The organism is Arthrobacter sp. 260 (assembly GCF_013116745.1).
GTDB lineage: Bacteria > Actinomycetota > Actinomycetes > Actinomycetales > Micrococcaceae > Arthrobacter_D.
Genome location: NZ_JABFOE010000020.1, coordinates 18,190 through 30,381, shown reverse-complemented (window position 1 = coordinate 30,381; position 12,192 = coordinate 18,190). Strand labels below are relative to the sequence as shown.

10 protein-coding genes are annotated in these 12,192 nt (G+C 58.9%); 7 read left to right on the top strand and 3 right to left on the bottom strand.

Annotation, left to right across the window (positions count from 1 at the left end):
- Positions 1-87: 87 nt before the first annotated feature.
- Both HMI57_RS17275 and HMI57_RS17270 read right to left on the bottom strand, forming a co-directional pair.
- Positions 88-2,061 carry a heavy metal translocating P-type ATPase gene (locus HMI57_RS17275; RefSeq protein WP_228721189.1) on the bottom strand — a complete coding sequence of 658 codons (1,974 nt, stop codon included), beginning with the start codon at positions 2,059-2,061 and terminating at the stop codon, positions 88-90.
- 224 nt (positions 2,062-2,285) lie between these two features.
- Complete coding sequence (locus HMI57_RS17270) at positions 2,286-2,609, bottom strand: heavy metal-associated domain-containing protein (RefSeq protein WP_171587254.1); 324 nt, start codon at positions 2,607-2,609, stop codon at positions 2,286-2,288.
- Between the two features lie 297 nt (positions 2,610-2,906).
- On the opposite strand from HMI57_RS17270, the gene HMI57_RS17265 reads away from it, so the two are divergent.
- From HMI57_RS17265 to HMI57_RS17235, 7 genes are all read left to right on the top strand, one after another.
- Positions 2,907-4,142, top strand: a complete 1,236-nt coding sequence (locus tag HMI57_RS17265; protein ID WP_171587235.1) for an MFS transporter — start codon at positions 2,907-2,909, stop codon at positions 4,140-4,142.
- A 1-nt stretch (position 4,143) separates the two neighbouring features.
- A complete protein-coding gene (locus HMI57_RS17260; RefSeq protein ID WP_171587234.1) occupies positions 4,144-4,503 on the top strand; it encodes a metalloregulator ArsR/SmtB family transcription factor in 360 nt (119 codons plus the stop codon).
- Between the two features lie 238 nt (positions 4,504-4,741).
- Entirely contained in the window at positions 4,742-5,143 is a 402-nt protein-coding gene (locus tag HMI57_RS17255; protein ID WP_171587233.1) for a peptidase, read from the top strand.
- The gene (locus HMI57_RS17250) at positions 5,140-5,580 is read left to right on the top strand and encodes a DUF1232 domain-containing protein (RefSeq protein ID WP_171587232.1); all 441 of its coding nucleotides are present in this window, start codon (positions 5,140-5,142) and stop codon (positions 5,578-5,580) included. Before HMI57_RS17255 ends, HMI57_RS17250 begins: the two co-directional genes overlap by 4 nt.
- Before the next feature lie 305 nt (positions 5,581-5,885).
- Positions 5,886-6,290: a hypothetical protein gene (locus HMI57_RS17245; RefSeq protein ID WP_171587231.1), complete on the top strand. Its 405-nt coding sequence runs from the start codon at positions 5,886-5,888 to the stop codon at positions 6,288-6,290.
- Between the two features lie 1,029 nt (positions 6,291-7,319).
- Positions 7,320-7,892, top strand: coding sequence for a recombinase family protein (locus HMI57_RS17240; protein ID WP_171587230.1), 573 nt, complete (start codon positions 7,320-7,322; stop codon positions 7,890-7,892).
- A 679-nt stretch (positions 7,893-8,571) separates the two neighbouring features.
- Complete coding sequence (locus HMI57_RS17235; RefSeq protein WP_171587229.1) at positions 8,572-9,414, top strand: serine/threonine-protein kinase; 843 nt, start codon at positions 8,572-8,574, stop codon at positions 9,412-9,414.
- Between the two features lie 1,984 nt (positions 9,415-11,398).
- Here HMI57_RS17235 and HMI57_RS19635 read toward each other — a convergent pair.
- Positions 11,399-12,187, bottom strand: a complete 789-nt coding sequence (locus HMI57_RS19635) for a restriction endonuclease (RefSeq protein ID WP_216607669.1) — start codon at positions 12,185-12,187, stop codon at positions 11,399-11,401.
- Positions 12,188-12,192 lie beyond the last annotated feature (5 nt).

The window sequence follows — 12,192 nt, the reverse complement described above, 5'->3', positions numbered from 1 at the left end:
TCCATGTCCGTTGATTATTTCCAGCCTAGTGACGGCCGACTTCTTCCTCCAATGAGGAGGAAAATGGCCGGCCGTCATCCCACACCGCTAGGTGGTGGTGAAGCGTTCGGGGCTGAGGTCGATCCTGCGCAGTAGCTGAGCGTTCAGTGCGACCACAATAGTCGAGACACTCATGAGCACTGCTCCCGCTGCGGGCGAGAGGACGAAACCGGCGAAGGCCAATACGCCGGCGGCCAGGGGCACGGCGATCAGGTTGTATCCGGTTGCCCACACCAGGTTCTGGATCATCTTCCGGTAACTGGCCCTGGACAGGTCGATCATCGCCAGAACCGATCGCGGGTCGTTGCCGGCTAAGACCACGCCGGCGGACTCCATTGCGACGTCGGTCCCGGCACCAATAGCGATGCCCACCTCTGCCCGGGCCAGTGCGGGGGCGTCATTCACGCCGTCTCCGACCATCGCCACCTTCAGTCCGCGGGCCTGCAGCTCGGCGACTTTGGAGTCCTTATCCTGTGGCAATACGTCAGCGAAAACCTCGTCGATACCGAGCTCAGTTCCGACGGCGTCCGCGACCTGGCGTGCGTCCCCGGTAATCATCGCGACCTTCACGCCCCGATCCTGCAGCGCCTTCACGGCGGCCCGGGACTCGTCCCTCACCCGGTCCTCAAGCCGCACGGCACCAATAACGGCACCGTCGCGGACTACATGCAGCACAGAGGCGCCGCGACCAACCCATTCCTGGACGGTAGCGCTCATGTCCGACGGGGTTTCCACCTGCAGTTCCTTGAGCATATTTGGGCCGCCAACAATGACCTCGGACCCATCGACCGTCGCCCGAACCCCCCGGCCCGTCATCGACGAAAAGTCACTACCGCGATAGCCAAACGCCAACGCTTCTGGTGTGTCCATAGCGGCCGTGACGATGGCCCGTGCCACCGGATGTTCGCTGTCGGATTCAGCCGCTGCGGCCAGAGCCAACATTTGTGCATCAGCCATCGCTCCGGAGGTGACGGTGGCGGTGACTGCGTGCCGTCCTTCGGTGAGGGTCCCGGTTTTGTCGAACAACACAATGTCGACGGTTCGCATACGCTCCAACGCCATCCTGTTCTTGATCAGCACACCCGCTTTCGCCGCGCGTTCCGTCGAAATGGCGATCACGAGCGGGATCGCCAGACCCAACGCATGAGGGCAGGCAATCACCAGGACCGTCACGGTGCGAATGATGGCATCATCGGGACTGCCCAACAGGATCCACGCGATGAACGTGAGAATACCGGCGCCCAGCGCGAAGTAGAACAACAGCGCAGCCGCACGGTCGGCGAGGGCCTGGGCCTTCGACGACGAGGCCTGCGCCTCGGCGACCAGGCGCTGAATCCCTGCCAGAGTGGTGTCTGCCCCGACTGCAGTTACCCGCACCCGGACCGCGTTATCGGTTGCCACAGTTCCCGCGACAACTACCTCACCGATCGTGCGTTGCACGGTGCGGGATTCACCGGTGATCATCGCCTCATCGAACTCGGCCACCCCCTCAACGATCTCCCCGTCTGCCGGCACCCGGGCGCCGGACCGGACCAGGACGACGTCGCCGGTGGCCAGCGAACTCACAGAGACAGTTTCAACGCCCGCGTCGGTGACCTTATCTGCCTCATCCGGCAGGAGCGCAGCCAACGCATCAAGGGCACCCGCGGCGGATCCGAGGGCACGCATCTCCATCCAATGCCCCAACAACATGATGACAACCAGCAGAGCCAGTTCCCACCAGAAGTCCAGGTTGAAATCCCCTATCCCCAGGGTGGTCACCCAGGACGCGATGAACGCGACGCTGATCGCCATCGCAATCAGCAACATCATCCCCGGTTGCCGGGTCTTGAGCTCCGCCATCCCACCTTTGAGGAACGGTGCACCGCCGTAGAAGAAGATGATGGTGCCCAAGATGGGTGAAATCCACATGGCACCTGGGAAATCCGGTGGCGTGTAGCCGACAATCGTGGCGAACATGTGGCTGAACAACACCACCGGAACAGCCATGACCAAACTCAGCCAGAATTTGTTCTTGAACATTGCGGTGAAATGCCCCGCATGCTCGCCGTGGGAATGCATCTCATGATCTGCATCCCCGGACCGGGTCTGGTGACCGTGGTCTTCGGGCTGATCGGGATCCAACGCGGAGGTTGTTTTCGTCGTGGGCATGGCTTGGCCGTGCGTCTCGTTGTTCGTGTGGTTCTGGTGTTTCATGGTTTTTCTCCTTCAGTCAAACGGGATCGTGTCCCGGACCCGAGAAAAGATCAGGCGTGAGAAAGCTGGTACCCGGCCTGCTCGACCGCGGAGCGTACTGCTGCTGCGGGAACAGCCTGGTTACTGAGGACGGTGACCGTGGAGGTCCCGCCAGAAACGAGATCAATCTGGACATCGGTGACGTCATCGATCTCCCCGACTGCAGAGGTAACCCGGGATGCACATGAACCGCAGGTCAAGCCGGCGACACCGAAACTGGCGCTGATATTGCCAGTTGCAGGAGCGGTCTGAGTTTCGCTGTCCTGCGGGGCGCAGCAGGCGCATCCGGAAGATGATGTGTCAGTCAGAGGCAGATCGGAAGAAGTGCCGCACATGATGATCTCCAAACAGAAGGGGTGAGTATTCGAGATTCAGCGGCTGAAACAACATGGTGGTCGTCCACGTGGGCTGCAGTCGCGTTGAGGGACCTTCAAGGAGTAAGCGGCCTTTAGTCAGGCTCGGACTTCCCAGTCCGGTACCCACAAATATATACCCCCTAGGGGTATAGGTCAAGTCGGTCGATGGTGCGGATGTCACGCGTAAGCCGTCAGTCATCTATTCCAATATGTGCACGCGTGTTCACGCATGCTATATATTGAGCTTGATTGGTACTTCTGACGGAAAGGTTCGCGATGCTTCAGGTGCTTCGAGTCACTGCATATCGGAAGCTGTTCACAGCGCAGGTTGTGGCCCTGTTGGGGACCGGCCTTCTGACGGTGGCGTTGGGTTTACTGGCTTTTGATCTGGCTGGCGGTCAGGCCGGAGCCGTTCTGGGGACGGCACTGACAATCAAGATGCTGGCGTACGTGTTCGTCGCCCCGGTGATGGCTGCGTTAGTGGAGCGGTTGCCGCGCAAGGCCGTGCTGGTCGGTTCGGACCTGGTGCGCGCGGGCATTGCCCTGAGCCTGCCCTTCATTGATCAAATCTGGCAGATCTACGTACTGGTGTTCTTCCTGCAGTCAGCGTCTGCGACCTTCACCCCCGCCTTTCAGGCACTCATCCCCGCCATTCTGCCAAAGGAGAAGGACTACACCCGGGCGCTATCGTTATCCCGTCTGGCCTACGACCTGGAATCGCTGCTCAGCCCGGTGATCGCTGCGGCGTTGCTGACGTTCATGTCCTACCACGACCTCTTCATCGGCACGATGGCGGGGTTCCTACTCTCGGCCCTCATGGTCATCACCACCAGGTTGCCGCGGATACCGGACATTGAACGGTCAGGGTCATTACTGCACCGGACCACCCTCGGAACACGGATCTTCCTGCGCGAGCCCTCCCTTCGCGGCCTGATGGCCCTGAACCTGGTCGTCGCCTGCGCAACGGCGCTGGTCCTGGTCAACACCGTGATCTTCGCCCTGGAGGTGTTCGAGGGATCAAATACGGATCTGGCTCTGGCCCTGGCTTGCTATGGTGCAGGGTCAATGGTCGTCGCTCTCGCCGCGCCGAGGGTGCTGGACCGGGTCTCGGATCGTTCTCTAATGATTCTCGGGGGAGTCATTTTGCCGCTGGGGATCATCGCGGCCGCAGCGATTGCGTGGACCGAACAGTCCTGGCCGTTACTCCTCGTCGTATGGGTGATTCTGGGGGTAGGAACGTCGATGATCAACACCCCCTCGGCCCGGCTGCTGCGCCGGACGGCCACCGACAATACCCGCTCCTACCTATTCACCGCACAGTTCTCCCTCTCCCATGCCTGCTTCATCCTCACCTACCCCATCGCCGGGTGGGTCGGCGCGACTGCCGGGCAGACCGCAGCCGCGGCAGTCCTCGCAGTGCTCGCTACACTGGGCACAGTGGCTGCCTGGCGTTTATGGCCCCGACACCAGGAAGCGATCCACGAAGTCCCGTCAACGCAGAAGGCTCACTGATGTGAATGATCCCCAGATCCACCCGGAACCGAGCCTGCATCACCCCGCTCCCCCCGATATTGAGCGGTTGGAAACCGGCGCCGCAACCTTTCGAATGCTTGCCGACCCCACCCGACTGCATATCCTGTGGCTTCTCACCCTCGGACCGATGGATGTCACCTCGTTAGTGGAACAGACCGGCGCAGCCCGAACCTCAGTCAGCCAGCACCTAGCGAAACTGCGATTCTCCGGGCTCGTCACCACCCGCAGAGAAAGCCGGAATATCGTCTACAGCATCACCGACGGCCACCTGGCCCGACTCGTACTCGAGGGCCTCAACCACGCTGACCACCGCGTCACCGGAGAACCCGCACACGAATAAATCTTCGACCTCACGGATCCTGGAACCGGAGTCCTTGCAGCAAGTATTTCCGCAGCAGACACCGGCTTCCTGACCGACCGGGAACAGCCGTTGTTGGAGTGCGAACGGGTTGACCTCGCCTAGCAGGAAAGCCCCTCCCACTAACAGAAAGTCGAAAGTGCAACGTCAATCACAGGCCGCCGCTCAGGGGGTTCTCCCGCAGGGCCACACGTTCTCCATCACGCAGGACGCGCTCGAAATGATCAAGGTCTTTGGCGGCGTCCTGCACTGTTTCCATGGGCCGGGAGGCTGCCGTTCGCAGGGCTTGTATTTCTCACTCGCCCTTCCGCGGAAACCGGTTTTTAGTACCTTGTCCCCCATCTCCGCCCCAGAAGCAGACCGTGAAGATCACGCCACCGATCCCACCGGCGAAGGAAACAACCTCACTGCGATTCAGCTCAGCGTCAGCAATGACCTCGCACCAAAAATCGATGGGGCCTTGCTGGACTTCGGTGATTACAACAACCTGGAACGTTTTATCTGGCTGACCCTGCCCGCGGTGAAGGGGCCGCGATGCACTTGCCGCCGATCCTTTGGACCGGCAGCGGGAAAACGTTCACCTTGCCTCGATGATCGGCGGCTCGAGCTCAGCGGCCCGTGAACGGTATCGAAGCGGTGCCGTTCGTCTGGTGGCAGAGCGTCCTGGCGGTCGTGGGAGGGTTGCTGGTTCTATATGCGGTGCTGTTGATCCTGCTGTGGTGCTATGCCCGCAAGCACCCGGAAACACTCACTATGAAGGACACGCTGAGGCTACTACCGGACCTCTTGCGATTGCTCAGATCCCTCACCGCTGATCGGTCCCTACCCTCGGGTGTTCGGATAAGGCTGGTCCTGCTGCTGGTCTATCTGCTCATGCCCATCGATGTTGTTCCGGACTTCCTGCCTGTTATCGGTTACGCGGACGACGTGATCATCATTGCCCTGGTTTTACGCTCCGTTATCCACCGGGCGGGGCCAGGCACGCTGATCAAGCACTGGACGGGCAGCACCGGCGGGCTGCAGGTTGTCATGAGGCTCGCGGGATCCGGGTCACGGTGACACATCCCAGACGAATCAAGGGCAGCGGCGCGTACCCAAGCCTGTCTGCGGCAAAATCCGGCGTGCCGGTCCGTAGGCTTGCCCCGCGTGCCAGCCATAATACTGCCCTCTACCTGCCTCGGTTGGGCCTCGGAACGATTGGAAGATGCAGTGCCCGATTCAGATGGTCTACTTCACCTAGCCCTGATGGGCGGCAGAGAAACCGGCCTCGTGCTGTAGGTACTTGTCCGGGGCGGTTCATCCCTTGGCGGCCCTCGACGATCCGTTTATCGGATCATCATCGGGTATTCGGGTACCGTCGCTCTATGGGGAACTTTCAGAGAGACCAAACGACAGACGCAGTCCAAATCACTGAAGTTGGGGCGGGTTCGGCGCCCTGTGATCTTGGTCAATACGAACCCGGCAGTGAATCTGCCACCGTGACCCATCGGAGGAATCCGTACTTTTACAGTGCGTGGATTCTTGTCTCATTCATGATCGGCGTAGGAATACTTTGGATTATCGGTTACTACTCAGGCCCAGAACCTGCACTATATGCCGACACCGTTGTAGTTGATTCAGAGACCGGCATTCCAATCTACGCGCCGACCTATGGTGAGCCCAATGCGCTGGGGAATCTTTCCGAACTCGCCCCCGGGCTGCTCTTCATCGGTCTTACCGGAGCCCTCGCATTGCTCATCGTTCAGGGCATGAATCGAAGGAAGCAATGAGCCATCAACTGGCCTCTTCAAGCAGTCCCATCCCGACCGTCTTAGTTCGCCCGTAAGCCGATGGCCAACCGCGACAACTCGCGTCGATCGGGCTCACCTGTTGCTACTTAGATTCGTCAGGCCAGATTGGCGTGGTCTGCGAAGCCGCCTCGCTCAGTGTTGTTCCGATCTCGGTCGCAGTTGTAGTCGGTGAGATGCTCCGCTCCGGCCAAGAACAGGAGAAATTCAGCACGCCCGGTGGCGGGAGCGGCCACAGCCATACTTCTCGACTCCAACTATCGGCGAACCGGCTCGGTGGTCCCCCGATGGCTTCAATGATGGGATGATCCGGTGCCCACGTATCGATCTCCGCTCCCTCGGGGGCACCTGCTGCCCATGGCGATTCAGCCTCTGTGGAGGTCCGCCTACCGTCGGGGAATTCGACACCCCAAATCAATCCCGGGGGTGTTAGTGGGGCATGGGCACGATGTTCACCGAACATCGTGAAGCCCCGGAGGGCTCGGCGCCATTGCTCAGGATCAGTTTCCCGGATTCGCACCACCAACCGTAGGACGAGACCCTGTTGATAGACAGCAGCGCCCTCTAACCGAACAACAGTCGAGGATGAACGCCCAATTTCGACCGACAGTGCGGTACTCCCCGGCTGCACGTGCCAAGGTGGACCAGCCCAAGAGGGCCCGACGGGAGGCAGGTGCGATTCAAACGGCATATGGCTCCTAAAGGTGTTCACTACAGATTATGCGCAGATGCCACTAATCTCCCGGTCCACAATACGAGTCGAACTCGGGATGCCGACTTTTCGACTCGCCCCGCTTATGCAGACCCGCGTATGGATTTTCACAACCTGGTGTCGTGGTTGGGGATCGTCAAATAGGACGACAGGACCGCCAACTGAAGCTGCGATTAACCGCCATTCCTAACTAACAGTCACAGCTCTTGGATTCGCGTATACCCCGCCCGTAAAACTGTCTCGCTTAGGTAGCTCTAGCGCTACAGTAAGACTCATGGCCGGACACATCATCAAGACTCATGGCCGGACACATCATCGGATACGCACGCGTATCCACCAACGAACAAGACCTCACTGCCCAACGCAACGGACTCGCCGCACTCAATGTCCCCGAAGACCGGATCTACGTCGACCACGGACTCACCGGCACCAACCGCGAACGACCAGGACTGCGCGAAGCCCTCGCCGCCTGCAGAGCCGGTGACACCCTCGTCATCACCAAACTCGACCGACTCGCCCGGTCACTCCCCGACGCCCGCGACATTATCGAAGACCTCACCAAGAGGAACGTGAAACTCAGCATCGGCGGATCCGTTCACGACCTCACCGACCCCGTCGGCCGGCTCCTCTTCAACGTCCTCGCCATGGTCGCCGAATTCGAATCAGACCTCATCCGCGCCCGCACCCGCGAAGGCATGCAAGTCGCCCGAGCCAAAGGCAAGCTCCGCGGCAAACAACCCAAACTCACCAAAAGCCAGGAGGCACACCTCATCTCCCTATATAAGGGAGGACAACACACCACCACCGAAATCGCAGAGCTATTCAAGGTTGCTCGGAGTACGGTGTACCGCATAGTGAAGCGAACGCCTTGAGACTGCAGGCAGCAAGACTCAGTGAAAGGAATGCTATGGGGTCTTTTGCCGTCGGAATGTGGACCGACTCTTTGCGCCCCAATGAAGCCTGGCCTTTAACCCCGGTCGGCGAACCTGGCCTTTACCGGTGGTACCTTGACGGCCCGCTCCCGGTTTCCTTTGACTGGCCGTCTACTCTCATACCCTTAGAAATGGGAGATCTTCTGTACGTGGGAAAGGCAACAAATCTGAGGACGCGAGCCAAACACCATCGACTACCCACTTCAGGCTCCGCGCTGCGGCGCACTCTGTCGTCTCTCGCTGGCTACCGAGCTATCTGGCGAGGCAAATCGGCTCATCCCGGCATCTCAAGGAACGATGACGCGTTACTTACAGAGTGGATGAACAATAACCTTTTACTGAGCTTCCTGGTACTCAATAATGAAGAAGTCCTAGACAAGGCCGAAGCCGACTTACGGAAGAAATCGCGTGCACCGCTGAACAAGGACCAGATGGGTCCTGAACAGGAACACGCGTACTCGGCAGGGAAGCTATGGAGGAAAGCAGCGGTCGATCTCCGGCTCTAGTTCCGCTGTTCTCTCCCATTCAGGCGGCCTCAGCAAGGCGAAAGTCGCCTCCGGCGACACGCCGTAGTCCGACACAGAACAAGCTGCACTAAAGACGCGGGTAAGTTCGTCCAATGACCGTCGCGGATGACAAGCTCGTAGCAGAAGCAGTTGCAGTACTCGGATTATCAGATGAGGGCGCGATCGGTGCCGTCGGAGGACAGAAGGCTGTACGCCGAGTTTCAAGAGATGGTCATACCTTTGTATTGAAAGTGGTGGCGCTTGAGTTCACGACCGGTGAGACTCTAAAACGCGCAGAGCGCGAGGTGCAGCTGCTGGCGAGCATCGCCAACCCTAACGTGGTGAAGGTTGAATCCGATTTGGTAGAGCTGGGCTCGCCGGTCCACGCTGCGGCGTGGATCGAGGAGTACTTAGACGGCGATGATTTAGGTAATCTTTTCACAGCACCGTGGACGTGGACAGATGCAAAATCCATGGGTGTACAAGTAGCTAATGGTCTAGCAGCAGGGCATGAGAAGTCTGTAATCCATCGTGACTTAAGCGCAAACAACGTTCGCAGGCTCAGTACCGGCACCTACAAAGTTCTCGACTTCGGGTTCGCCCGCCATACGTTGCGCTCCGGCGTCACTGTTGCGGGCCAGCCGGGTACACCCGGGTATCTAACTCCTGAACACCTCAACAGTTACAGCGGCGGTCCTATGCCAATGTCGGACGTATTTCAGGTCGGCATCCTTATGTACACTGCCCTTTCTGGTGTCTCGCCATATCCATGGACAGGCGACGATTACGAGTACATTTCAAGACTTAAGAGCGGCGCAATGAAACCCCTTGAGGAGCATCGGCCTGATCTGAGCCCGGAGCAGACCGAGGTCATACGCCGAGCACTTCATTCGCAACCAGCTCGCCGGTTTAGGAACGCCGCCGCGCTCCGTGATGCGCTGGAGGCGACACTATGACCACTTTTATCGAAGACAGCCCCCGCTCCTTTCAAGCAGGGTGGATTTCAGATGCGCACACCGGCGGGGCAACCACGGGTGCCGTCCTTACTCCGTGGGCGTCGCCTTATATCCATCGCGGTGGCCCGGGCCTGAAACCCGGAATAGGAACTCGCGTCCAAGAACTCCAGGACGCTGGTGTGCCCGTCTGGTTTGATGCGACTACGCACGCGCTTCAGATGCCGGGCGTGGGTGATTTCCGCTACTACGCCGAATTTAGTCTTTGGGGTGGGCCAATCGGCGATCTAACTCAAGACGCTTACCGTCGCGAACATGTCCGAAGGGTTTTCAAACACCAGTCAGCACTGAACACACCTTTTCTCGCGCCAGCCCCTCTGCTCCCTTCGGGTCTAAACAACATCAGCACGCTCGCACTTGAGACATCGATGGTGGCTTTGGAATTGCAGCCCCACTCCTCGCTCACTATCGCTGGCGTAGGTACCTTTTGGAGTGACGGCCATGACCTCGATGCTCATGTGGGGGCGCTTGCGGCGCTAGCCCCACAAGGATGGTTTATCTCATTTGTTCAGCCAGACAACGAGCTTCCGCCGAAATTGACCGCCGATGAGGTGTACGGAATATGCCGAACAGTTCGATCGCTCAGCGAGTATGCGCCGGTACATGTCTCTCACGGAGACTTCGCGGCACTTCCCGCGGTAGCTGCCGGCGCAACAACGGTCGGCACAGGATGGGACAAACGCCAACGAGTAGTATCGTTCACTGACTACCTAACACGAGCTGAGAGCACGGGGCAGGCAAGCTGGTACCAGCGTCCAACGCTCTTGGGACTCTTGAGCACACTGGACAAGAAGAGCGACGGTGCACTTCTCGAGCAACAGGATCCTTCACTTGCGGCCCGGCTAGGCGGGCTACCTACTGTGCCTGGTCCAAAAGAGTCATTTCGTCACCATGTAGTCCAGCTTGATGCTGCAGTTCGGCGGATCCAAGGTGCGGGGTCATCCTATAGGGATCGTTATAACGAACTCGACCGAATGTACACTGAGGCTGCTACAAATTGGGCGGCGGTCCGGGTTGCCACCGAACTCCGCGACAGGACAAGCACCTGGATCACGTCCTACCAACAGGGATTACGCATGTACGCGCAGAGCGAGGGGTGGACGCCCTAGACCCTCTCTGGTCGCTGCCGCGAACAATTCTGCGGCCTGGATTCGGCGGCGAGCTGTGGTGTATCCCAGGCGAGGACGGTCAACCCAGTGACCTTCTATGACTAGCCCACCACGATCGCGCCTAACTTCGGCCGTTACCGCTGCTCTCGCGCGCGTCGTTAGCGGCCCCATGATGAGGACGTAACTGTCCGCCCAAACCCGATAAGTGCGTACCTGCCGGAGCGCGGAGCGCCAGTCATTTACCTTTGCTTCGACAGCATAAAGACGCCCGCTTGGCTCCAATGATTCTGGCCGCACATATTTGCCCGACGATGTTTCGATGAGGGCTCCCCGTCTAACTAGCCCCCGTAGCCGTTCAGCGACAGTCTCCACTGGCCATCCCAGTGCGTGAGCAATATCTCGCGAGCTAGAGGGACGCTTAGAATATGCCGCCGACACGATACCTGATTCCAACTCATTGACCACGGGATCTACATCTAGGCGATGACGGCGCCGGATGCGATCGATATCGCCCACATACGCCGTGAAGTCAGGTATGCCCAGCGGACCTGCGAACTCAGGCACAACAATTAGACCGCGAGCAGCGCCTGGTAGACCTTGGACTGCTGCCAGCGCATCCTGATGCAGCTCACGTTCCTGGATAGGCTCGAAACGACGTCCAGCGCGCGGGGTGGACGTCGCGATTTCAATCGCGTAAGTCATTGCAGTCCTCCATCCATCTGACTCTAGTAGCAGATATGTCCCGAGGCAGCATCGCATCGGTGGTTAACGCCGCCCTGCGCGGGCGGCTGGCACCGACGATAGTAGGTGGCTAGAAGTTAATCACGCAGTTTGTGGGTGATAGCGAGCGTCGGCCGCGGCCCTAACAACACCTCAAGTTTGCTGTCAGGCCACATCTCTATGCGTACAGAGTTCGGTTGATTATTATGTTGGTCAATTAGCGCAATTGCGTCGCTGGTAAATCTGCTACTGGTCGCGATGATGAGAGCGTCAATTTTCCCCCATAGGGGCAAGCTGGCCAACGTTCCGTGAACGTCTATTGGAGAAACGGATTTCGACGTATAGTGCTTCGCTTGGACAATGACACGCTCCACCCGCATGTCTCCCGAACCATCCTCTAGAACGCGGTCCAATGAAAGATCCCTACCTCGATCTGCAGCGTTGGTTCTGGACAACCATTGGACGTTTCGGTATCCCTGAAGATTGCCTAATAGGTCGAACAGAAGGCGCTCAAATCCATCGTCGTCCATATTTTTCCAGGCCAGTCCAGTCGTTGCCTGCCCGGTTAGCTTTGTTTCACTGAGTCTTCCTAGGTCAATATCTGGTACTGGAACAGGATCCGTCTCCCCAATTTTTGCTGCTTCGATGTCTGACTGCACCGACGGCCAATCGAAGGTCGAAATTTCGTGCCAGTCGTGAGGTTGGCCAAATCGAAGATGGCGACGCAACTCACCCCATCTGCCTTTACGATCCACAGTTTGGCCTAGAAGACGTTCAATTTCTGTCAAACAAGCTTCAATCTCATCGACCTCTGCCGATTCGATTCGTGCCCGATTGGAGGGGGTAGAAAAATCCAGGTCCGCTAGAGCAGGAAGCGGCTCGACCACTCTCC